The organism is Streptoverticillium olivoreticuli subsp. olivoreticuli (assembly GCF_003391135.1).
In the GTDB taxonomy this organism is placed as follows: Bacteria; Actinomycetota; Actinomycetes; order Streptomycetales; family Streptomycetaceae; genus Streptomyces; species Streptomyces blastmyceticus.
The window spans coordinates 4,713,189-4,736,064 of the sequence record NZ_CP031455.1 but is presented as its reverse complement, the minus strand read 5'-3'; the positions used below and the strand labels follow the sequence as shown (position 1 = coordinate 4,736,064).

Below are 22,876 nucleotides of genomic sequence, written 5' to 3'. Positions count from 1 at the left end.
CGGGTGTCGCAGCCGGAAAAGATCGACGGTCGGGCACCTGCCGACAGGCCCCCCGCCACACCCTTCACGGCGGCGCGGGGCTAGCCTCCGGATGTGGACAATTCAGCCTCGGACCGGCGCAGCGGCCGCCCCCGCGTCGGCCATATCCAGTTCCTCAACTGCCTGCCCCTCTACTGGGGGCTCGCCCGCACGGGCACGCTGCTCGACCTGGACCTGACCAAGGACACCCCGGAGAAGCTCAGCGAGCGGCTGGTCCGCGGCGATCTGGACATCGGGCCCGTCACCCTCGTCGAGTTCCTGCGGAACGCCGACGATCTGGTGGCCCTGCCCGACATCGCCGTCGGCTGCGACGGCCCGGTGATGTCCTGCGTGATCGTCTCGCAGGTGCCGCTGGGCGAGCTGGACGGCGCCCGGGTCGCGCTCGGCTCCACCTCGCGCACGTCGGTGCGCCTCGCGCAGCTGCTGCTCGCCGAGCAGTACGGCGTGCGGCCCGACTACTACACCTGCCCGCCCGACCTGAGCCTGATGATGCAGGAGGCGGACGCCGCCGTGCTGATCGGGGACGCCGCGCTGCGGGCCTCGCTGCACGACGCGCCGCGGCTCGGCCTGGAGGTCCACGACCTGGGGCAGATGTGGAAGGACTGGACGGGGCTGCCGTTCGTCTTCGCGGTGTGGGCCGTGCGCAAGGACTACCTGGCCCGCGCGCCGCACATCGTCGCCGACGTCCACGAGGCGTTCCTCGCCTCCCGGGACGTCTCGCTCGAAGAGGTGGGCAAGGTCGCCGAGCAGGCCGCGCGCTGGGAGGCGTTCGACGCGGAGCTGCTGGAGCGCTACTTCACGACCCTCGACTTCCGCTTCGGGCCGGACCAGCTCGCGGGCGTCACCGAGTTCGCCCGCCGCACCGGCCCGACGACGGGCTTCCCCGCCGACGTCCGGGTGGAACTGCTGAAGCCCTGACCCCCGGAATCGGGGTCAGGGCTTCGAAGCGGGTGACGGGCGGCCGGGTCCCGGTGGAACAGCCGGGGCCCGGCGGGCGGGTCAGGAGGAGGGCACGGGGCCTTCCATCTGCTCACTGATCCACTGGATGCTGCCTTCGCCCATGCCTTCCACGTAGGTCTTGGCATTGTGCTCGCCGCCCTGGATCACCTGCAGGCGGGTGTGGATCGGTCCCTTGTTGCCGTACGTCCTGATGAACTGGTCCACCTTCGGGATGACGCTCTTCTCCTTCGTCCCGTACTGGAACGCGAGGTAGACGTCCTGCCCCGGCTTGTTGGCGGCGATCAGCGCCTTGGCCAGCAGCTCGGGGTTGTTCTCGTTCTTCTCCTGCTCGTGGCCCTTCCACAGCGGGGAGTCCGGGACGATGTCCGGGCCGGAGGCGATCACGGCCTTGAACTTGTCCGGGTGCTTGAGCACGGCCTTCAGGCCCGAGAAGCCGCCGGAGGAGGAGCCCATGAACGCCCAGCCGTCGCGCGACTTGATCGTCCGGAAGTTCTGCTTCATCAGGTCCGGGACGTCCTCGGTGAGCCACGTGCCCATCTTCGGCTGGCCGGGGATGTCACTGCCGTCCCAGTAGAGCCCGCCGTCGTCCGGCTTGGGGTTGAGGACCGGCATCGCGAGGAGGAACGGCTTGCTCTTGCCCTCGGAGTACCACTTGGAGATCGACGACTCCAGCTTCAGGCTGTCGTCCATCCAGTAGTTGGCCGGGAAGCCGGGGCCGCCGGGGAGCGCGATCAGCACGGGGAAGCCGCTCTTGGCGAACTTCGGGTCCTCGTACTCCTTGGGCGCCCACACCCAGACCTTGCCCTTGAAGCCGGACTTCTTGCCGTCGTAGGAGACGACGCCGACGTGCGTGCCGTTGCCCAGCGTGCTGGCGATCTTGAAGCCCGCGTCCGGGCCGGTGGGCATCGACACCTTGGAGTTCGCGGGCTGCTCGCCGCCGGTGCCGCCGGCCTGCCCGCCGCCGCTCGGCACCGAGCCGAAGCTGACCGGCTTGCCCTTGTCGGTGAAGGGCGGGATCTCGAAATAGGTCATGACGGGCCAGGCGATCAGCCCGAGCACGGCTATGGACGCCACCACGATGATCCATCGTTTGGCGCGGCCTGCCCGGCGGTGGCCCTGGGACCGGTAGGCCCCATTGGATGAGTGCGTCATCTCGTCGCTCCGGATGATGCTGCTGCCCCGAAGGACATGACGGTTTGTTCCGTCCTGGTGGATGGGTAAATCCGGCTCCGGGGTTCCTGGGACACCCCGTGAATTGAGTCATAGGCTCAAACGCGGGGTCGTCGGTCCCCCACCGGGGGAGGCGAAAGACCCGATGCAGCCACTGCGTGCGGAAGATCCGCAGGTCATCGGCGCGTACCGGCTGCTGGGGCGGCTCGGGGCGGGCGGCATGGGCCTGGTCTACCTGGGGCGCAGCGCCGGCGGCCGCACGGTCGCGGTCAAGGTCGTGCACCCGCACTTCGCCCTCGACGAGCAGTTCCGGGCGCGTTTCCGGCGCGAGGTGGCGGCGGCCCGGCGGGTGGCCGGGGACGCCCGGCCGGACGGACGGCAGTGGACCGCGCCCGTGCTGGACGCCGACCCCGACGCCGCCGTTCCCTGGGTGGCGACCGGCTATGTCGCGGGCCCCTCGCTCACGGAAGCCGTCCTGGAGACCGGCGCCCAGCCGGAGCCGACCGTACGGGCCCTGGGCGCGGGCCTGGCGGAGGCGCTCGCGGCGGTGCACGCGCTGGGCCTGGTCCACCGGGACGTCAAGCCGTCGAACGTGCTGCTCTCCCTGGACGGCCCCCGGCTGATCGACTTCGGCATCGCCCGCGCGTCGGACGCGACGGCGGCCCTCACCGAGACCGGGGTGTCCGTCGGCTCGCCCGGCTACATGGCACCCGAGCAGATCCTCGGGGCGGAGGTGACGGCCGCGGCGGACGTGTTCTCCTACGGGGCGGTCCTCGCCTACGCGGCCACGGGCGAGCCGCCGTTCCCCGGCGACAACTCCGCGGGCCTCCTCTACCGCGTCGTCCACGAGCCGCCGGTGCTCGGCCCGGCCCTCACGGGCGAGCTGCGCCTGCTGATCGAGTCCTGCCTGGCGAAGTCCCCGGCGGACCGCCCCGCCCCGGCGGACCTGGCCCGCCGCCTGGCCCCGGGGGAGGGCGCGCGCGGCCTGGTCCGGAGCGGATGGCTGCCGGCACCACTGCTGGAACGGGTGACGCGCCGGGCGGTGGAGCTCCTGGATCTGGAAGCGGACGGTTTTTCCCCGACCCCGACCCCGACCCCGACCCTTGCCGAGCCGGGGGAGATCCCCCGGCTCCCCTCCGGGCTCGATGCCCCGCACCGTGGCAGCGGCGAGCCGCGCCCGCGCCACCGGCGCCGCACACTCGCCCTCGTCACCGTCGCGCTTGCCGCGACAGCCGCGGCGCTCGTCTACCTGCTGCCCAGCAACGGCAACAGCAAGGCGAGCAGCACGAAGCCCGCCACCTCCGCGACGGGCGGGGCCGCCGCCTCATCCGTACCGAAGGAGTTCCTCGGCACCTGGACCGGTGACATCCGTCAGTCCGACGGCACCCCCAACGGCACGGTGACCGCCGCCGTCTCCGGTGGCGGCACCGGCGCGTACGTGGTCCGCACGACGTACTCCGCGCTGAACGTCCTGGAGTGCCACAGCAAGGCCAAGCTCCTCTCGGCCACCACCACCGAGCTCACCCTGGAAGAGGTCAGCGACGGCACCCCGGCGCTCGGCTGCACGGGCAACACCTCGAAGATCACGTTCACCCTCACCGGCGGCGACCGGCTCGCCTACGCCTCCGAGGACGCGGCCGGGGGCAGGCCCACGGCGACGCTCACCAGGAGCGGGCAGTGACAGGACCGGTGACGGCGGCCGCCATCAGCCGTGTCACAGGGCTGGCGTACGCTGGATCGGTCGTGTCAAACCCCCTCCGAAGGGACGCCCGGTGACCGAGAACGCCGACCTTCAGTCCGTCCTCGACCGTGCCGCTGCCGGTGGCCGGATCTCTCCGGAGGAGGCTCTCGATCTGTATCGCTCCGCGCCGTTGCATGCTCTGGGTGCGGCGGCCGATGCCGTGCGTCGTAGGCGGTATGCGGGTGTGGAGCACATCGCGACGTACATCATCGAGCGGAACATCAATTACACGAACTCGTGTGTGACGGCGTGCAAGTTCTGTGCGTTCTATGCCCCGCCGAAGAGTGACAAGGTGTGGACGCGTGGTCTGGACGACATCCTGCGCCGCTGCGCGGAGACCGTCGAGCTGGGCGGCACCCAGATCATGTTCCAGGGCGGGCACCACCCGGATTACGGCGTGGAGTACTACGAGGAGCACTTCGCGGCGATCAAGAAGGCGTTCCCGCAGCTGGTGATCCACTCCCTGGGTGCGTCCGAGGTGGACCACATGGCGCGGATCTCCGGGGTGAGCGCGGAGGAGGCGATCCGCCGTATCCACGCCGCGGGCCTGGACTCCTTCGCGGGCGCGGGTGCGGAGCTGCTCCCGGCGCGGCCGCGGACGGCGATCGCTCCGCTGAAGGAGTCGGGCGAGCGGTGGCTGGAGATCATGGAGCTCGCCCACGGCCTGGGTGTGGAGTCGACGTCCACGATGCTGATGGGTACGGGTGAGACGAACGCGGAGCGGATCGAGCACCTGCGGATGATCCGTGAGGTGCAGGACCGTACGGGTGGTTTCCGTGCGTTCATTCCGTACACGTACCAGCCGGAGAACAACCATCTGAAGGGCCGTACGCAGGCGACGTTGTTCGAGTACCTGCGGATCATCGCGGTGGCCCGTCTGTTCCTGGACAACGTGGCGCATATCCAGGGGTCGTGGCTGACGACGGGCAAGGAGGTCGGCCAGCTGTCGTTGCACTACGGCGCGGACGACCTGGGTTCGATCATGCTGGAGGAGAACGTCGTCTCCTCGGCGGGTGCGAAGCATCGCTCCAACCGTATGGAGATCATCGACCTCATCCGCAAGGCGGGGCGGGTGCCTGCGCAGCGTGCGACGACGTACGAGCACCTGGTGGTGCATGAGGACCCGGCGGACGACCCGGTCGACGACCGGGTGGTCTCGCACCTGTCGTCCACGGCGATCGAGGGCGGCACCGCACACCCCGAGCTGAAGATCGTCGCGACCAGCTGACCCGCGGTCATGCTGACCATCCACTCCGCCGAGCTGCTGGTCACCGGCCCCGGCGCGGCCCCGCTGCCCGGCGGGGCCGTCGCCGTGGAGGGCGACCGGATCGCGGCCGTCGGGGCGTACGACGACGTGGCCGCCGCGCATCCGCTGGCCCGCACCCGCAGCTGGCCCGGCGTGCTCACGCCCGGGCTCGTCAACACCCAGGCGGCCGCGCTGCTGGAGGCCGCCTACCACCCCGACCCGCGCGAGGCCGCCGAGCTCGGCGAGGAGCCGCTGACCGGGGACCGGCTGACGGCGCTCGGCCTGGACGACGCCCGCTGGGGCGGCTCCGCCCGGCGCGGTGCCCAGCGGATGCTGCGGCACGGCACGACCGCGGTGGTCGGCCCCTTCACCCGGGCGTCCGTGCGGCTGGCCGTGGCGCGGGCGGGGCTGGCCCAGGTGCGGCGCCCCGTGCCACCCGGACCGGCGGGCCTGGACCCGCTGGCCGCCCTGCCCGAAGGCACCGCGCCGGACACGGCGTTCGCGGGCACGCTCGCACCGGGCGCGCGGGCGGACTTCGCGGTCTTCGACGTACGGGACGTCGCCGCGCTCGCGGTGCGGGGCGCGGGGGCCTGTGTGGCCACGGTGCTCGGCGGGCGGCTGGTGTACCGGGCGCGCTGACGCGCGTCAGTGATCCGTAAAAGCGGTTGCGCCGCACGTCAGGGCGGCGTTAACGGACGTGGATCTTCCGTTTTCACCCTTCAGGATGAGAAGCGCGGGGGCGGTGGGACCGGGGGGTTCCCAGCGGTTCCGGGGAGCGGGGGTCCCCGGGAACCACGTCGCCGGCGCAAGCCGCCGGCGAGCCGCCCCCGTCCAGGTTTCCAGGGGCTCCGCCCTGTGCCCGGGTCCGGTGGGCTTTGTTCCCCTGCCCCGCCCCTTCCCGAAACCGGGGAGACCCCGGACCCCCAGCGCCCTGCGGGCGCGTCCTCAATCGCCGGACGGGCTGATTTCAGCCTGTCCGGCGTTTGAGGACAGCGCGCGAAGCGTGCTTCGGGGTCTGGGGCGGAGCCCCAGTTCGGGAAGGGGCGGGGTGGGGAAAAGCCCGCCGCAGGCGGCAACGGACCCGCACCGTGCCCCGCGTGCCCTGCCGGAGGCGGGCGGTGAACAATGGGGTACGTGACCCGAGCATCCCTGGACAAGCAGCCGCACGAAGTCGCCGCGATGTTCGACGACGTGGCGGCGAAATACGACCTGACCAACGACGTGCTGTCGCTCGGCCAGGCCCGCCTGTGGCGCAAGGCCGTCGCACAGGCCGTGAACGCGCGCCCGGGGGAGAAGGTGCTTGACCTCGCGGCCGGTACGGGCACCTCCTCCATGCCGTTCGTCGCGGCGGGCGCGTACGTCGTGCCGTGCGACTTCTCCGTCGGCATGCTGCGCGAGGGCAAGAAGCGCAACCCGTGGCTCCCGCTCACCGCCGGTGACGCGACCCGACTGCCCTTCGCGGACGGCGTGTTCGACGCCGTCACCATTTCCTTCGGGCTGCGCAACGTGCGGGAGACCGACACGGCGCTGCGCGAGATGCTGCGGGTGACCAAGCCCGGCGGGCGCGTGGTGGTCTGTGAGTTCAGCCAGCCGACGTGGGAGCCGTTCCGCACGGTCTACACGGAGTACCTGATGCGCGCCCTGCCGCCGATCGCGCGGGCCGTGAGCAGCAGCCCGGACGCGTACGTCTATCTCGCCGAGTCGATCCGCGAGTGGCCCGACCAGCCGGCGCTGGCGGCGCGGCTGAAGGGCGCGGGCTGGTCGGACGTGGCCTGGCGCAATCTGACGGGCGGCGTGGTGGCCCTGCACCGCGGTACGAAGCGCCTGGGGTGAGCGGTGGGCGGGCAACGCCCGCCCCGGCCGGACGGCTTCCGGCGCCCGGCTCATAGACTCGACGCATCCAACCCTCCGTCGAATCGGGAGAGCCGACCGTGACCGAGTCCCCCACCGCACACACCGCCGACGTGATCGTCGTCGGTGCAGGCCCGGCCGGCTCCACCACCGCGTACCACCTGGCCAAGGCCGGGCTGGACGTGCTGCTGCTGGAGAAGACGTCGTTCCCGCGCGAGAAGGTGTGCGGTGACGGGCTGACGCCGCGCGCCACCAAGCAGCTCGTGTCGATGGGCATCGACATCTCGGAAGAGGCGGGCTGGCTGCGCAACAAGGGCCTGCGCATCATCGGCGGCGGCGTCCGCCTCCAGCTGGACTGGCCGGAACTCGCCTCCTTCCCCGACTACGGACTCGTCCGCAAGCGCGACGACTTCGACGAGCAGCTCGCGCGGAACGCGGAGAAGGCGGGCGCCCGGCTCCACGAGCGGTGCAACGTCGGCGCGCCGATCATCGACGACCGCACGGGCCGGATCACCGGTGTGCACGCCAAGCTCGGCGAGGACAAGACCCCGGTCACCTTCCACGCCCCGCTCGTCGTCGCCGCCGACGGCAACTCCACGCGCCTGTCGCTGGCGATGGGCCTGCACCGGCGCGAGGACCGCCCGATGGGCGTGGCGGTCCGCACGTACTTCACCTCGCCCCGCCACGACGACGACTACCTGGAGTCGTGGCTGGAGCTGTGGGACCGGCGCGGCCCGCAGGACCGGCTGCTGCCCGGCTACGGCTGGATCTTCGGCATGGGCGACGGCACGAGCAACGTCGGCCTCGGCGTCCTCAACACCTCCGACTCCTTCAAGGAGCTGGACTGGCGCGAGGTCCTCAAGGCGTGGTGCGCCTCGATGCCCGAGGACTGGGGCTACACCCCGGAGAACATGACGGGCCCCATCCGTGGCGCCGCCCTCCCGATGGCCTTCAACCGCCAGCCGCACTACACGCGCGGCCTGCTGCTGGTCGGTGACGCGGGCGGGCTGGTCAACCCGTTCAACGGCGAGGGCATCGCCTACGCCATGGAGTCCGGCCAGATCGCCGCGGACGTCATCGTCCAGGCCCACGCCCGCGCCTCGTACGCCCAGCGCGAGCTCGCCCTCCAGCGCTACCCGAAGATCCTCAAGGACACCTACGGCGGCTACTACACGCTCGGCCGCGCCTTCGTGAAGCTCATCGGCAACCCGAAGGTCATGCAGATCGCCACGCAGCGCGGCCTGACGCACCCGATGCTGATGAAGTTCACGCTGAAGATGCTGGCGAACCTGACCGACCCCACGGGCGGCGACGCCATGGACCGGATCATCAACGGCCTGAGCAAGGTGGCCCCGCGTTCATGACGGACGCCGTCATGACGACGCCTGCATGACGGACGCGCTCGTGACAAACGAGTGAGTTTCACCCTTTCGGGTAACTTTCATGCCGTTTCGGCGTGTCCGCTTTGCGGAAGAAATCAGGCAAGCAACCGCCCGCCGTGCGCCACAGCCCCCGTACGGCGGGCGGTCCTTGTACGAGCGACCGGTTATGCGAAAGGGCCGCCTTCCCCGAGCGGTGGGGAGTGGCGGCCCTTCGTCGTGCGTCCGTGTGCGGGAGCGCGCGTCACATGACGCGGACGGCACCCGTGGGCATGTCGTAGCTGAGGTCGCGCTCGACCACACCGGCGCTGGGGTTCTGCGCGCCGATGAACTTGCCGCCGCCGACGTAGACGGCGACGTGGTAGGCGCTGCCCGCGGAGCCCCAGTAGAGGATGTCGCCGGGCTGGAGGTTGCTCAGCGAGACCTGCGTACCGGCGGTCGACTGGTCCTGCGAGACACGCGGCAGGCTGATGCCGATCTGGTTGTACGCGGCCATCACCAGGCCGGAGCAGTCGTACGAGGACGAGCCGGTGGCGCCCATCACGTAGGCCTTGCCCAGCTGCGCCTGGAGGAAGGAGATCAGCGTGGCCGAGCTGCCGGTGCCGGTCGACGTCGAGGAGGACGACGACGCGGCGGAGGCGGCCTCGTCCGAGGAGCCCGTGGCGGACTTGGCGCTGAGGCTCTTGCGCTCGGTGGCGCGGGAGGCGCGGGCCTCGTCCTGCTCGCGCTTCTCCTTCTCCGCGGCGGCCTTCTTCTCCGCGGCGTCGGCGATGCGCTGGGCCTCGTCCTTGGCCTGCTTGGAGGCGTCCTTGGCCGTGTCGTCGGCCTTGTCCTGCTGCGCGCTCTCCTGGTAGCCGAAGGCGGTCTGCTGGGTGGCAGCGGCGCTCTGCGCGATGGAGGAGGAGATCGTCGCGTTGATCGCCGGCATCTCCATCGTGGCCTCGGTGGGCTTCTCGACGGCGGTGGCGGAACCGGCGCCGGCCACGGCCAGGGTGCTGAGGACGCCACCGGCAACACCCGTGCGCACGACCCACGACTGGGTGGCCGTACGGCGGGGCTTCCGGTGGCTGGTTATATGCGCGTTCGGGGACATGGGACAACGGACTATCAGGCCGCGCAGGTTGAGTTCAATAAAAGTGACGTGCGCCACAATTGGCATGCGCGCGCCGAGAATTCGGACATTTGATCACGGTGGAGTCACGGCGTCCCCGGGTGTGCCGGGCGTGAACAGCCGCCTCAGCACGGCGTTTGACCGCCGGGGATGATCGTCGGCGGGCATATCACCTTTACGGCGAGCGTGTCGAGGCTACCCGGGAAAAGCGGACTCCGAACCTCCCGGAGCGTGGCGCAGCTCACGCCCCGGCGGCCTCCGGCCCCGCGCTCGTGAACCGGAGGGCGGAGCGGCGGGCGAGGGGTCCGCCGACTGCCGCCGCCTCAGTGGGCGGTGCTCCTATATCAGTTGGCGATCACTCGCGCCAATTTGTGTGCAGCAGCCATGTCTTGATAGTGCCACCCCCCTCCGACCAGCGCCGGAGCCGTCAATTGTCACCACTCGTGATCACTCGACCGCTTCGTGTACGAAGATCGGCGCTCATCCGACTTGATGATCGTTCGTCAGGTGGTGGAGATCACAAACGCGGTCGCGCACCCCGTGTCGCAGATCACAGACCGGCGGGCATAGGATGCAGTCGACCCGGGCTTGTGAACTGCCTCACATATGGGTGATCTTCGCGGGGATCCCCATGAGGCGGTGAGCCCGCCGGGGTCCGGTCAGCCAGCAGTCAGCGTCGACTGGAAGGAGCGAGGAGCGGTGAACGCCTACGCGCCCATCCTCGTACTGGGAGCCCTCGGGGCAGGCTTCGCGATCTTCTCCGTGGTCATGGCCTCGCTCATCGGGCCCAAGAGGTACAACCGCGCCAAGCTCGAGGCCTACGAATGCGGCATCGAGCCCACCCCGCAGCCCGCCGGGGGCGGGCGCTTCCCGATCAAGTACTACCTGACGGCGATGCTCTTCATCGTCTTCGACATCGAGATCGTCTTCCTCTATCCCTGGGCCGTCACCTTCGACGCCCTGGGGCTGTTCGGGCTCGTCGAGATGCTGCTCTTCGTGCTCACCGTCTTCGTCGCCTACGCCTACGTCTGGCGCCGCGGCGGCCTGGAATGGGACTAGGGGGCACCACACCATGGGACTCGAAGAGAAGCTGCCCAGCGGTTTTTTGCTGACCACCGTCGAACAGGCCGCCGGGTGGGTGCGCAAGGCGTCCGTCTTCCCGGCCACCTTCGGACTGGCCTGCTGCGCCATCGAGATGATGACCACCGGCGCCGGGCGCTACGACCTCGCCCGCTTCGGCATGGAGGTCTTCCGCGGCTCACCGCGCCAGGCGGACCTGATGATCGTGGCCGGCCGGGTCAGCCAGAAGATGGCGCCGGTGCTGCGCCAGGTCTACGACCAGATGCCCAACCCGAAATGGGTGATCTCCATGGGTGTCTGCGCCTCCAGCGGCGGCATGTTCAACAACTACGCGATCGTCCAGGGCGTCGACCACATCGTGCCGGTCGACATCTATCTGCCCGGCTGCCCGCCGCGCCCCGAGATGCTGCTGGACGCGATCTTGAAGCTGCACAAGAAGATCCAGGGCGAGAAGCTCGGCGTGAACCGCGAGGAGGCCGCCCGCGAGGCGGAGGAAGCGGCCCTCAAGGCGCTGCCGCTGATCGAGATGAAGGGTCTGCTGCGGTGAGCGATCCGAAGAACAACGGCACTTCCCGGTCCAACGGGGTCAACCCCGACAAGGACGTCAACGCCCAGAACCTCCCGGGCCAGCGCGGCGACCAGGGCGAGACCATCCGCGTCCAGCGCGGCATGTTCGGCGCTCGCAACGGCGGCGACACCTCCGGCTACGGCGGCCTCGTCCGCACCGTACGGCTGCCGGGCGAGTCCGCCCGCCCGTACGGGGGATGGTTCGACGAGGTGGCCGACGAGCTCGAAGGGGCCCTGGAGGAACAGGGACTCGCCCCGGAGAACGCCATCGAGAAGACCGTCGTCGACCGCGGCGAGCTCACCTTCCACATCGCCCGCGAGCACCTGCCGCGCGTCGCCCGCACCCTCCGCGACGACCCGGCGCTCCGCTTCGAGCTCTGTACCGGCGTCAGCGGCGTCCACTTCCCCGGAGACAAGGGCCGGGAGCTGCACGCGGTCTACCACCTGCGCTCGATCACCCACAACCGGCTGATCCGGCTGGAGGTCGGCGCCCCCGACAGCGACCCGCACGTGCCCTCGATCGTGGACGTCTATCCCACCAACGACTGGCACGAGCGCGAGACGTACGACTTCTTCGGCCTTGTCTTCGACGGCCACCCGGCGCTCACGCGGATCATGATGCCGGACGACTGGCAGGGCTTCCCGCAGCGCAAGGACTACCCCCTCGGCGGCATCCCCGTCGAATACAAGGGCGCCCAGATCCCGGCTCCGGACCAGCGGAGGTCGTACAGCTGATGAGCACTTCCCCTGCGAGCGCGCGCGACACCACCGAAGGCACCGTATATACGGTCACCGGTGGCGACTGGGACGAGATCGCCGCGGCCGCGAAACAGGCCGACGACGAGCGCATCATCGTCAACATGGGCCCCCAGCACCCCTCCACCCATGGAGTGCTCCGGCTGATCCTGGAGATCGACGGCGAGACCGTCACCGAGGCCCGCTGCGGCATCGGCTATCTCCACACCGGCATCGAGAAGAACCTCGAATTCCGGAACTGGACCCAGGGCACCACCTTCGTCACGCGCATGGACTACCTCACCTCCTTCTACAACGAGACGGCGTACTGCCTCGGCGTGGAGCGGCTGCTGGGCATCGAGGAGCAGATCCCGGACCGGGCCACGGTCGTCCGCGTGCTGCTGATGGAGCTGAACCGTCTCTCCTCCCACCTGGTGGCCATCGCCACCGGCGGCATGGAGCTCGGCGCCACCACGATCATGATCTACGGCTTCCGGGACCGCGAGATGATCCTGGACCTCTATGAGCTGATCACCGGCCTGCGGATGAACCACGCGTACGTACGCCCCGGCGGCCTCGCCCAGGACCTGCCGCCCGGAGCGGTGGACGCGGTGCGCGAGTTCGTGAAGAAGATGCGCAGGAACCTCCCCGAGTACGACAAGCTCGCCACCGGCAACCCGATCTTCAAGGCCCGGATGCAGGACGTCGGTTACCTCGACCTCGCCGGGTGCCTCGCGCTCGGCGCGACCGGCCCCATCCTGCGCGCCGCCGGGCTCCCGCACGACCTGCGCAAGGCACAGCCCTACTGCGGCTACGACACCTACGACTTCGAGGTGCCGACCGCCGACACCTGCGACGCGTACGGGCGCTTCCTCATCCGCCTCGAAGAGATGCGGCAGTCCCTGCGGATCGTCGAGCAGTGCCTGGACCGGCTGGCGCCCGGCGCGGTGATGGTCGCCGACAAGAAGATCGCCTGGCCCGCCCAGCTGGCCCTCGGACCGGACGGCCTCGGCAACTCCCTCGACCACATCAAGAAGATCATGGGCACCTCGATGGAGGCCCTGATCCACCACTTCAAGCTGGTGACGGAGGGCTTCCGGGTGCCGCCCGGCCAGGCGTACGCGGCGGTGGAATCCCCCAAGGGCGAGCTCGGCGTGCACGTCGTCAGCGACGGCGGCACCCGCCCCTACCGGGTCCACTTCCGCGACCCTTCCTTCACCAACCTCCAGGCCATGGCGGCGATGTGCGAGGGCGGCCAGGTGGCCGACGTCATCGTCGCCGTCGCGTCCATCGACCCTGTGATGGGAGGCGTCGACCGGTGAGCGATGTTCAGTTGGGGATGCCCCAGCTTCCGGCTCCCGACTACCCCGCCGACGTACGGGCCCGGCTGGAGGCCGATGCGAAGGAGGTGATCGCCCGCTATCCCGACAGCCGCAGCGCCCTGCTGCCGCTGCTGCACCTCGTCCAGGCGGAGGACGGGCATGTCACCCGCACCGGCCTGCGCTTCTGCGCCGAGGTGCTCGAACTGACCGTCGCCGAGGTCACGGCGGTGTCGACCTTCTACTCCATGTACCGCCGCGAGCCGAGCGGGGACTACCAGGTCGGCGTCTGCACCAACACCCTGTGCGCGGTGCTGGGCGGCGACGCCATCTTCGACGCCCTGCGCCGTCACCTGGGCGTCGAGGGCGGCGGCACCACGGACGACGGCAAGGTCACCCTCGAACACATCGAGTGCAACGCGGCCTGCGACTTCGCGCCCGTGGTGATGGTCAACTGGGAGTTCTTCGACAACCAGACCGTCGAGAGCGCCAAGGCCCTCGTCGACGACCTGCGCGCCGGGCGCACCGCCCGGCCGACCCGCGGCGCACCCCTGTGCACCTACAAGGAGACGGCCCGCATCCTGGCCGGCTTCCCCGACCCGCGGCCGGGCGCCGTCGAGGCGAGCGGCGCCGCCGGGCCCGCCACCCTCGCCGGCCTGCGACTGGCCAAGGGCGGGACCCCGGCCGCCCATGTCGGCCCGCCGCGCGGAGCGCCTGCACCGGACGGACCCACGCATGGGCCGGGGCCCGCGGAGCACACCGAGGAGGGGGAGGAATGACCATGGCACCCGCGAACGGTGGGACCCCCCGCCCCACGGCCGGGGGCGGCACCGACCCGGAGAAGCTGCTCTCGCCCGTGCTCAGCGCCTTCTGGGACCAGCCGCGCTCCTGGACGCTGGACACCTATCTGCGCCACGAGGGCTACGCGGGCGCGCGCAAGGCCCTGGCGATGACCCCCGACGACGTGATCGCCTATGTGAAGGACTCCGGGCTGCGCGGCAGAGGCGGCGCGGGCTTCCCCACCGGGATGAAGTGGCAGTTCATCCCCCAGGGCGACGGCAAGCCGCACTACCTCGTCGTCAACGCGGACGAGTCCGAACCGGGCACCTGCAAGGACATCCCCCTCCTCTTCGCCAACCCGCACTCCCTCATCGAGGGCATGCTGATCGCCTGCTACGCGATCCGCTCCAGCCACGCCTTCATCTATCTGCGCGGTGAAACCGTCCCCGTGCTGCGGCGGTTGCACGAGGCCGTGCGCGAGGCGTACGCCGCGGGCTACCTCGGCCGGGACATCCTCGGCAGCGGGCTCGACCTCGACATCACCGTGCACGCGGGGGCGGGCGCCTATATCTGCGGCGAGGAGACGGCCCTCCTCGACTCGCTCGAAGGGCGTCGCGGCCAGCCCCGGCTCAGGCCCCCCTTCCCTGCCGTGGCGGGCCTCTACGCCTGCCCCACTGTGGTGAACAACGTCGAATCCATCGCGTCGGTTCCCGCGATCCTCAACCGCGGTAAGGAATGGTTCCGTTCGATGGGCAGCGAGAAGTCCCCGGGCTTCACGCTCTACTCCCTCAGCGGCCACGTCGCGGGCCCCGGGCAGTACGAGGCGCCGCTCGGCGTCACCCTGCGCCAACTCCTCGACATCAGCGGCGGCATGCGCCCCGGCCACCGGCTCAAGTTCTGGACCCCCGGCGGCTCCTCCACCCCGCTGCTCACCGAGGAGCACCTCGACGTCCCCCTGGACTACGAGGCCGTGGGGGCCGCCGGTTCCATGCTCGGCACCAAGGCACTCCAGTGCTTCGACGAGACGACCTGTGTGGTGCGGGCCGTCACCCGCTGGACCGAGTTCTACGCCCACGAGTCCTGCGGCAAGTGCACGCCCTGCCGCGAAGGCACGTACTGGCTGGTGCAGTTGCTCCGCGACATCGAGGCCGGGCGGGGCCGCATGACGGACCTGGACAAGCTCGCCGACATCGCCGACAACATCAACGGCAAGTCCTTCTGCGCGCTCGGTGACGGCGCCGCGAGTCCGATCTTCTCCTCGCTGAAGTACTTCCGCGCGGAGTACGAACAGCACATCAAGGGGAAGGGCTGCCCCTTCGACCCCGCGAAGTCCACGGCGTGGGCGGACGGGAACCACCAGGAGGTAACCGCATGACCGTCACCACGCCGGCTTCCTCCGGGGGAGGGAACGCGGCGGTGCCCCCGGACGACCTGGTGTCCGTCACCATCGACGGCATCGCGCTCTCCGTGCCCAAGGGGACGCTGGTCATCCGCGCCGCGGAACTGCTCGGCATCGAGATCCCCCGGTTCTGCGACCACCCGCTGCTCGACCCCGCCGGAGCCTGCCGGCAGTGCATCGTCGAGGTCGAGGGCCAGCGCAAGCCGATGGCGTCGTGCACCATCACCTGCACCGACGGCATGGTCGTACGGACCCAGCTCACCTCGCCCGTCGCCGACAAGGCCCAGCGCGGAGTGATGGAGCTGCTGCTCATCAACCACCCGCTCGACTGCCCCGTCTGCGACAAGGGCGGTGAGTGCCCGCTGCAGAACCAGGCGATGTCCGCCGGCCAGGCCGACACCCGCTTCGAGGGCCGCAAGCGCACCTTCGAGAAGCCGGTGCCGATCTCCACCCAGGTCCTCCTCGACCGCGAGCGCTGTGTGCTGTGCGCCCGCTGCACCCGCTTCTCCCAGCAGATCGCGGGCGACCCGATGATCGAGCTGCTGGAGCGGGGCGCGCTCCAGCAGGTGGGCACCGGCGAGGACGTGCCGTTCCAGTCGTACTTCTCCGGCAACACCATCCAGATCTGCCCGGTGGGCGCGCTCACCTCCGCGGCGTACCGATTCCGCTCCCGGCCCTTCGACCTCGTCTCCTCGCCGTCGGTGTGCGAGCACTGCGCGGGCGGCTGCGCGACGCGCACGGACCACCGGCGCGGCAAGGTGCTGCGCCGCCTCGCCGCGAACGACCCCGAGGTCAACGAGGAGTGGATGTGCGACAAGGGCCGCTTCGCGTTCCGCTACGCCCAGCGGCCGGACCGGCTCACCACCCCGCTCGTACGCGGCGCCGACGGCGCCCTGGAGCCCGCGAGCTGGCCGGAGGCGCTGGAGGCCGCGGCCCGCGGACTGGCCGCCGCGCGCGGTCGGACGGGCGTGCTGACGGGCGGGCGGCTGACGGTCGAGGACGCCTACGGCTACGCCAAGTTCGCGCGCGTGGCCCTCGACACGCACGACGTGGACTTCCGGGCGCGGACGCACAGCGCGGAGGAGGCCGACTTCCTCGCGGCGCGGGTCGCCGGACGGGGCCGTGACCTCGACGGCGAAGGCGTCACCTACGAGACGCTGGAGCGGGCGCCCGCCGTGCTGCTCGCCGGGTTCGAGGCGGAGGAGGAGGCGCCCGGGGTCTTCCTGCGGCTGCGCAAGGCGCACCGCACGCACGGCCAGCGCGTCTTCTCCCTGGCCACCCACACAACTGCCGGTCTGCTGAAGGCGGGTGGCACGCTGCTGCCCGCGGCCCCCGGCACCGAGACCGAGTGGCTGCGGGCGCTGGCGGACGCCGTCGGGCTGGACGCGGCCGGGCGGGCGGCGGCCGAGGCGCTGCGCGCGGACGGCTCGGTGATCGTCGTCGGCGAGCGGCTGGCGGCCGTGCCGGGCGCGCTGACCGCGGCCCTCGCGGCCGCGGGCACCACCGGGGCGGGTCTGGTGTGGATCCCGCGCCGGGCGGGCGAGCGGGGCGCGATCGAGGCCGGTGCCCTGCCGGGCCTGCTGCCCGGCGGCCGCCCGGCCACCGACCCCCGGGCCCGGGAGGAGACGGCGGCCGCCTGGGGCGTCACCGACCTGCCGCGCGGCACCGGCCGGGACACCGGCCAGATCGTCGAGGCCGCGGCCACCGGAGAGCTGGGCGCCCTGCTGGTGGGCGGGGTGGAGGTCGCCGACCTGCCCGACCCGGCACGCGCGCGTGCCGCGCTCGACGCCATCGGCTTCCTGGTGAGCCTGGAGCAGCGGCCGAGCGAGGTGACGGAACGGGCCGATGTGGTGCTGCCGGTCGCGGCGGTGGAGGAGAAGGCGGGCACGTTCCTCAACTGGGAGGGCCGTGCCCGTCCCTTCGAGGCCGCGATCAGACGCGATCAGCTGACGCGCAGTCATGTTCCGACGGACGTGCGGGTGCTGCACATGCTGGCCGACGCGATGGGCGTGGCCCTCGCCCTGCCGGACACCGACGCCGCGCGGACGGAGCTGGACCGGCTCGGCGCCTGGGACGGCGCCCACGCGGCCGCCCCCGCCGAGCCCGGCCGCCCGCCGGCGCCGCCCGGCGCCGGCGAGGCCGTGCTCGCGGGCCACCGGCTGCTGCTCGACCGGGGACGGCTCCAGGAGGGCGACGAGGCGCTGGCCGGCACGCGGCACGCGGCGGTCGCCCGGCTCTCCGCCGCGACCGCCGCCGAGGCGGGGGTGCGCGAGGGCGAGCCGCTGGCCGTGACCGGCCCGGCCGGGACCGTACGGCTGCCGCTGCGGATCACCCCCATGCCGGACCGGGTGGTGTGGCTCCCGCTGAACTCCGTGGGCGCCGGGGTCACCGACGGCACCGGCGCCCGCCCCGGCGAGCTCGTGCGCATCGCCGCGGCCGCCGGTGACGGCACCGGAACCGAAGAACCGGAGGCACAGCAGTGAAGGCATACGCACTGGCCGCCGAGGACCTGTCGATGTTCGGCCGGGACCCGTGGTGGCTGATCGTCGTCAAGGCCGTCTTCTGCTTCGCGTTCGTCATGCTGACGGTGCTGTTCTCGATCGTCTGGGAACGCAAGGTCGTCGCGTGGATGCAGCTGCGCATCGGACCCAACCGGCACGGCCCCTGGGGCATGCTCCAGTCCCTCGCGGACGGCATCAAGCTGATGCTCAAGGAGGACGTGGTCGTCAAGCGGGCCGACAAGGTCGTCTACATCCTCGCGCCGGTCGTCGCGGCGATCCCGGCCTTCATGGCGATCGCCGTCATCCCCTTCGGCCCGGCCGGGAACGAGATCTCGATCTTCGGCCACCGCACCACGATGCAGCTCACCGACCTGCCGATCGGCGTGCTCTACATCCTGGCCACCGCGTCGGTCGGCATCTACGGCATCGTGCTGGCGGGCTGGTCCTCCGGCTCGACCTACCCGCTGCTCGGCGGCCTGCGGTCGTGCGCGCAGATGATCTCGTACGAGATCGCGATGGGCGTCTCCTTCGCCGCCGTGTTCCTCTACTCGGGGTCGATGTCGACCTCGACGATCGTCGACGCGCAGCACGACCGGTGGTACGTCCTGCTGCTGCCGGTCTCCTTCCTCATCTACATCGTGGCGATGGTCGGGGAGACCAACCGGGCGCCGTTCGACCTGCCGGAGTCCGAGGGCGACCTGGTCGGCGGCTTCAACACCGAGTACTCCTCCATCAAGTTCGCGATGTTCATGCTCGCCGAGTACGTCAACATGGTCACGGTCTCGGCGGTCGCGGTGACGCTGTTCCTGGGCGGCTGGCGGGCCCCGTACCCCGTCTCGGCGTTCTGGGAGGGGGCGAACCACGGCTGGTGGCCGATGCTGTGGTTCGTCGTCAAGCTCCAGCTGCTGCTGTTCTTCTTCATCTGGCTGCGCGGCACGCTGCCGCGGCTGCGCTACGACCAGTTCATGAAGCTGGGGTGGAAGGTCCTCATCCCCATCTCGATGGTGTGGCTGATGCTCGTGGCCACCGTCCGGGCGATGCGCAACGAGCACTACGACTTCCAGCGCATCGTGCTCTACGTGGGCGGCGCGGTCGTCGCCATCCTGCTGCTGTCCTTCGTGGCCGACATCTTCCGTGACCGCGGCGCCAAGGCGGAGCAGGAGGCGGAAGGCCCGGGCCCGCAGGGCGAGTTCGACCCGATGGCGGGCGGTTTCCCCGTGCCGCCACTGCCCGGCCAGACCCTGCCGCCGGTGCCGCGCCGGCCGTCGCGCCTCGACCGCGAGCTCATTGTCAGTGGCAGCCCCAATACTGTGAGTGACGGTCCCCGAGACGGAAAGGAGGGCGAGGGTGCCTGACTTCCAGAACCCCGTGGCCGGCTTCGGCGTGACCTTCAAGGCCATGTTCAAGAAGCGGCTGACCGAGCAGTATCCGGAGGAGAAGAAGCACACCGCGCCGCGCTTCCACGGCCGCCACCAGCTCAACCGGCACCCGGACGGGCTGGAGAAGTGCATCGGCTGCGAGCTGTGCGCCTGGGCCTGCCCGGCCGACGCGATCTATGTGGAGGGCGCGGACAACACCGACGAGGAGCGTTACTCCCCGGGCGAGCGCTACGGCCGCGTCTACCAGATCAACTACCTTCGCTGCATCCTGTGCGGCCTGTGCGTCGAGGCGTGCCCCACCCGGGCCCTGACCATGACGAACGAGTACGAACTGGCCGACACCAGCCGCGAGTCGCTCATCTACACCAAGGAGGAGCTGCTCGCGGGCCTGGAGGACCGGATGGTCGACACCCCGCACGCGATCTTCCCCGGCATGACCGAGAAGGACTACTACCGCGGCCTGGTGACGGAGGCCGCGCCGGGCACCGTGCGCCAAGTGGCCCTCTCCAAGGGCGAGGAGCCGCCGCAGGACACCGAGCCCGCGGGCGCCGCGGCCTCCACGCCGTCCGGTGAGGGGGAGGCATGAGCACCACCGTCGCCGCAGCGGGCATGACCTCGACCGGTGAGGCCGTGCAGTTCTGGCTGCTGGGCACCGTCGCCGTCGTCGGCGCGCTGTCCACGGTGCTGATGAGGAAGGCCGTCCACAGCGCCCTGTCGCTCGCCGGCACCATGATCGTGCTCGCGGTGTTCTACCTCGCCAACGGCGCCTACTTCCTGGGCGTCGTCCAGGTCGTCGTCTACACCGGCGCGATCATGATGCTCTTCCTCTTCGTGGTCATGCTGGTCGGCGTCACCGCCGCCGACTCCCTCAAGGAGACCATCAGGGGCCAGCGCTGGCTCGCCGGGCTCTGCGCGCTGGGCTTCGGCATCCTGCTGATCGCGGGCATCGCCAACGCCTCCCTGAAGGACTTCACCGGGCTCGGCCAGGCCAACTCCGGCGGCAATGTGCAGGGTCTCGCGGCGCTCATCTTCACCAAGTACGTCTTCGCCTTCGAGATCACCGGCGCGCTGCTGATCACCGCGGCCGTCGGGGCGATGGTCCTCACCCACCGCGAGCGCACCGAGCGGGCCCCCGGCCAGCGCGAGCGCTCCCAGGCGCGGGTCCGGGCGGGCGAGCAGCTGCCGCCGCTGCCCGCCCCCGGCGTCTACGCCCGGCACAACGCCGTGGACGTCCCCGGCCTGCTGCCCGACGGCACCCCCGCCGAGCTCACCGTCAACCCGACGCTGCGCGCCCGCGGCCAGATCCGCGACGTGTCCGGCGAGGCGCTCCAGGAGCTGGCCGCGCTGGAGCAGCGCTCCGCGGAGTGGGTCGAGGGCGGCCGCACCGAGGGCGCGAAGGAGGCCCGCAAGTGAACCCGGTCAACTACCTGTACCTGGCGGCCCTGTTGTTCACCATCGGCGCCGCCGGTGTGCTCATCCGGCGGAACGCGATCGTCATCTTCATGTGCGTCGAGCTGATGCTGAACGCCTGCAACCTGGCGTTCGTCACCTTCGCCCGGCTGCACGGCAATCTGGACGGCCAGATCATCGCCTTCTTCACCATGGTCGTGGCCGCCGCCGAGGTCGTGATCGGCCTCGCGATCATCGTGTCGATCTTCCGCTCCCGCCATTCGGCCTCGGTCGACGACGCCGGCCTGCTGAAGTTGTAAGGGGACGCTGACGTGGAGAACCTCATCGGACTGCTCGTCGCGGCACCCCTGCTGGGCGCGGGCCTGCTGCTGTGCGGCGGCCCCCGTCTGGACCGGGCCGGGCACTGGATCGGCACGCTGCTCGCGGCGGTGTCCTTCGCGCTGGGCGCCGTGCTCTTCGCCGACCTCCTGGGCAGGGGCCGCGAGGACCGCACGCTGACCTCGCACCTGTTCAGCTGGGTGCCGGTCGGCGGCTTCCGCGCGGACGTCGGCTTCCAGCTGGACCAGCTGTCGATGACCTTCGTCCTGCTGATCACGGGGGTGGGCACGCTGATCCACCTCTATTCGGTCGGCTATATGGAGCACGACGAGCGGCGGCGCCGCTTCTTCGGCTATCTGAACCTCTTCCTCGCCGCGATGCTGCTGCTCGTCCTCGCCGACAACTACCTCCTGCTGTACGTGGGATGGGAGGGCGTCGGCCTCGCCTCGTACCTGCTGATCGGCTTCTGGCAGCACAAGCCCAGCGCGGCCACCGCCGCCAAGAAGGCGTTCCTCGTCAACCGCGTCGGCGACATGGGCCTGTCCATCGCGATCATGCTGATGTTCACCACGTTCGGCACCTTCGCCTTCGGCCCGGTCCTCGCGCACGCGACGGACGCGGGGGAGGGCAGGCTGACGGCCATCGGGCTGATGCTGCTGCTCGCCGCGTGCGGCAAGTCCGCCCAGGTGCCGCTGCAGTCCTGGCTCGGCGACGCGATGGAGGGCCCGACCCCGGTCTCGGCCCTCATCCACGCGGCGACGATGGTGACCGCCGGCGTCTATCTGATCACCCGGTCCGGCGCGATCTTCAACGCGGCGCCGGACGCGCAGACCGCGGTCGTCACGGTGGGCGCGGTGACGCTGCTCTTCGGTGCGATCGTCGGTTGTGCGAAGGACGACATCAAGAAGGCGCTGGCCGGCTCGACGATGTCGCAGATCGGCTACATGATCCTCGCCGCCGGTCTCGGCCCGGTCGGCTATGTCTTCGCGATCATGCACCTGGTGACCCACGGCTTCTTCAAGGCGGGGCTCTTCCTCGGCGCCGGGTCGGTGATGCACGGCATGAACGACGAGGTCGACATGCGGCGCTACGGCGGCCTGCGGACGTATATGCCGGTCACCTTCGTCACCTTCGGCCTCGGCTATCTCGCCATCATCGGCTTCCCCGGCCTGTCCGGCTTCTTCTCCAAGGACAAGATCATCGAAGCCGCCTTCGCCAAGGGCGGTACGGAGGGCTGGATCCTCGGCGGCGCGGCGCTGCTGGGCGCGGCCATCACCGCGTACTACATGACGCGCGTGATGGTCCTGACCTTCTTCGGCGAGAAGCGCTGGCAGCCAGATGCGGAGGGCAACGCCCCGCACCCGCACGAGTCGCCCAGGACCATGACGATCCCCATGGTCGTGCTCGCCTTCGGATCGGTCTTCGCCGGTGGGCTGTTCAGCATCAACGACACCTTCCTGAAGTGGCTGGAGCCGGTCACCGGGCACGCGGAGGGGAATTCACCCGTCAGCGCGCTCACCGTCACCATCGGCACCATGGTCGTCCTCGTCCTCGGGGTGGCGCTCGCCTGGGCGCAGTACGGGCGCCGTCCCGTCCCCGTCACGGCGCCCCGGGGGAACCTGCTCACCCGCGCCGCCCGACGGGACCTGCTCCAGGACGACTTCAACCACGTCGTGCTGGTCCGGGGCGGTGAGCACCTCACCCGCAGCCTGGTCTACGCCGACCACACGCTGGTCGACGGCGTCGTCAACGGCACGGCCGCCTCCGTCGGCGGGCTGTCGGGCCGGATGCGCAGGCTCCAGAACGGCTACGCGCGGTCGTACGCGGTCTCGATGTTCGGCGGTGCGGCAGTGCTCATCGCCGCGACCCTGCTGATGAGGGCGGTCTGATC

At 70.7% G+C, this 22,876-nt stretch carries 20 protein-coding genes; 18 read left to right on the top strand and 2 right to left on the bottom strand.

Going from position 1 to position 22,876, the window contains the following annotated elements; translation table 11 throughout:
- The first annotated feature begins 93 nt into the window (after nt 1-93).
- A complete protein-coding gene (locus DXZ73_RS20725; protein WP_116212585.1) occupies nt 94-957 on the top strand; it encodes a menaquinone biosynthetic enzyme MqnA/MqnD family protein in 864 nt (287 codons plus the stop codon).
- Nucleotides 958-1,038: 81 nt separating this feature from the next.
- Here the strand turns inward: DXZ73_RS20725 and DXZ73_RS20720 are convergent, their stop codons facing one another.
- Entirely contained in the window at nt 1,039-2,151 is a 1,113-nt protein-coding gene (locus tag DXZ73_RS20720; protein WP_116212583.1) for an alpha/beta hydrolase, read from the bottom strand.
- Nucleotides 2,152-2,314: 163 nt separating this feature from the next.
- On the opposite strand from DXZ73_RS20720, the gene DXZ73_RS20715 reads away from it, so the two are divergent.
- From DXZ73_RS20715 to DXZ73_RS20695, 5 genes are all read left to right on the top strand, one after another.
- On the top strand, nt 2,315-3,850 hold the full coding sequence (locus tag DXZ73_RS20715; protein WP_116212581.1) for a serine/threonine-protein kinase: 1,536 nt from the start codon (nt 2,315-2,317) through the stop codon (nt 3,848-3,850).
- A gap of 91 nt (nt 3,851-3,941) precedes the next feature.
- Nucleotides 3,942-5,138, top strand: a complete 1,197-nt coding sequence (gene mqnC / locus DXZ73_RS20710) for a cyclic dehypoxanthinyl futalosine synthase (RefSeq protein ID WP_116212579.1) — start codon at nt 3,942-3,944, stop codon at nt 5,136-5,138.
- Nucleotides 5,139-5,147: 9 nt separating this feature from the next.
- Nucleotides 5,148-5,795 (top strand): amidohydrolase family protein, encoded by a 648-nt coding sequence (locus tag DXZ73_RS20705; RefSeq protein WP_116212577.1) that lies wholly within the window; start codon nt 5,148-5,150, stop codon nt 5,793-5,795.
- 495 nt (nt 5,796-6,290) lie between these two features.
- The gene (locus tag DXZ73_RS20700; RefSeq protein ID WP_116215738.1) at nt 6,291-6,989 is read left to right on the top strand and encodes a demethylmenaquinone methyltransferase; all 699 of its coding nucleotides are present in this window, start codon (nt 6,291-6,293) and stop codon (nt 6,987-6,989) included.
- Nucleotides 6,990-7,087: 98 nt separating this feature from the next.
- Nucleotides 7,088-8,371 (top strand): geranylgeranyl reductase family protein, encoded by a 1,284-nt coding sequence (locus tag DXZ73_RS20695; protein WP_116212575.1) that lies wholly within the window; start codon nt 7,088-7,090, stop codon nt 8,369-8,371.
- Between the two features lie 259 nt (nt 8,372-8,630).
- On the opposite strand, the gene DXZ73_RS20690 is transcribed toward DXZ73_RS20695, so the two are convergent.
- Nucleotides 8,631-9,479 (bottom strand): C40 family peptidase, encoded by an 849-nt coding sequence (locus tag DXZ73_RS20690; protein WP_116212573.1) that lies wholly within the window; start codon nt 9,477-9,479, stop codon nt 8,631-8,633.
- 717 nt (nt 9,480-10,196) lie between these two features.
- Between DXZ73_RS20690 and DXZ73_RS20685 the strand changes: the two genes are divergently transcribed.
- Genes DXZ73_RS20685 through nuoL form a run of 12 tightly spaced genes read left to right on the top strand, consistent with a single transcriptional unit; the run spans nt 10,197 to nt 22,874 of the window.
- Nucleotides 10,197-10,556: an NADH-quinone oxidoreductase subunit A gene (locus tag DXZ73_RS20685; protein WP_058047631.1), complete on the top strand. Its 360-nt coding sequence runs from the start codon at nt 10,197-10,199 to the stop codon at nt 10,554-10,556.
- A gap of 13 nt (nt 10,557-10,569) precedes the next feature.
- Nucleotides 10,570-11,124 carry a NuoB/complex I 20 kDa subunit family protein gene (locus DXZ73_RS20680; RefSeq protein ID WP_116212571.1) on the top strand — a complete coding sequence of 185 codons (555 nt, stop codon included), beginning with the start codon at nt 10,570-10,572 and terminating at the stop codon, nt 11,122-11,124.
- On the top strand, nt 11,121-11,879 hold the full coding sequence (locus tag DXZ73_RS20675; protein ID WP_116212569.1) for an NADH-quinone oxidoreductase subunit C: 759 nt from the start codon (nt 11,121-11,123) through the stop codon (nt 11,877-11,879). Before DXZ73_RS20680 ends, DXZ73_RS20675 begins: the two co-directional genes overlap by 4 nt.
- Nucleotides 11,879-13,201 carry an NADH-quinone oxidoreductase subunit D gene (locus DXZ73_RS20670; protein WP_116212567.1) on the top strand — a complete coding sequence of 441 codons (1,323 nt, stop codon included), beginning with the start codon at nt 11,879-11,881 and terminating at the stop codon, nt 13,199-13,201. The genes DXZ73_RS20675 and DXZ73_RS20670 overlap by 1 nt, the downstream gene beginning before the upstream one ends.
- Nucleotides 13,202-13,218: 17 nt before the next feature.
- On the top strand, nt 13,219-13,977 hold the full coding sequence (gene nuoE / locus DXZ73_RS20665) for an NADH-quinone oxidoreductase subunit NuoE (protein ID WP_116212565.1): 759 nt from the start codon (nt 13,219-13,221) through the stop codon (nt 13,975-13,977).
- Nucleotides 13,974-15,353 carry an NADH-quinone oxidoreductase subunit NuoF gene (gene nuoF / locus DXZ73_RS20660; RefSeq protein ID WP_116212563.1) on the top strand — a complete coding sequence of 460 codons (1,380 nt, stop codon included), beginning with the start codon at nt 13,974-13,976 and terminating at the stop codon, nt 15,351-15,353. The genes nuoE and nuoF overlap by 4 nt, the downstream gene beginning before the upstream one ends.
- Nucleotides 15,350-17,860: an NADH-quinone oxidoreductase subunit G gene (locus DXZ73_RS20655; RefSeq protein WP_116212561.1), complete on the top strand. Its 2,511-nt coding sequence runs from the start codon at nt 15,350-15,352 to the stop codon at nt 17,858-17,860. Before nuoF ends, DXZ73_RS20655 begins: the two co-directional genes overlap by 4 nt.
- Nucleotides 17,861-17,892: 32 nt before the next feature.
- Nucleotides 17,893-19,233: an NADH-quinone oxidoreductase subunit NuoH gene (nuoH, locus tag DXZ73_RS20650; RefSeq protein ID WP_116215737.1), complete on the top strand. Its 1,341-nt coding sequence runs from the start codon at nt 17,893-17,895 to the stop codon at nt 19,231-19,233.
- The gene (gene nuoI / locus DXZ73_RS20645) at nt 19,226-19,843 is read left to right on the top strand and encodes an NADH-quinone oxidoreductase subunit NuoI (RefSeq protein WP_116212559.1); all 618 of its coding nucleotides are present in this window, start codon (nt 19,226-19,228) and stop codon (nt 19,841-19,843) included. Before nuoH ends, nuoI begins: the two co-directional genes overlap by 8 nt.
- Nucleotides 19,840-20,670 carry an NADH-quinone oxidoreductase subunit J gene (locus DXZ73_RS20640; protein ID WP_116212557.1) on the top strand — a complete coding sequence of 277 codons (831 nt, stop codon included), beginning with the start codon at nt 19,840-19,842 and terminating at the stop codon, nt 20,668-20,670. Before nuoI ends, DXZ73_RS20640 begins: the two co-directional genes overlap by 4 nt.
- On the top strand, nt 20,667-20,966 hold the full coding sequence (gene nuoK / locus DXZ73_RS20635) for an NADH-quinone oxidoreductase subunit NuoK (protein WP_116212555.1): 300 nt from the start codon (nt 20,667-20,669) through the stop codon (nt 20,964-20,966). The genes DXZ73_RS20640 and nuoK overlap by 4 nt, the downstream gene beginning before the upstream one ends.
- Before the next feature lie 12 nt (nt 20,967-20,978).
- Entirely contained in the window at nt 20,979-22,874 is a 1,896-nt protein-coding gene (gene nuoL, locus DXZ73_RS20630; RefSeq protein ID WP_116212553.1) for an NADH-quinone oxidoreductase subunit L, read from the top strand.
- Nucleotides 22,875-22,876 lie beyond the last annotated feature (2 nt).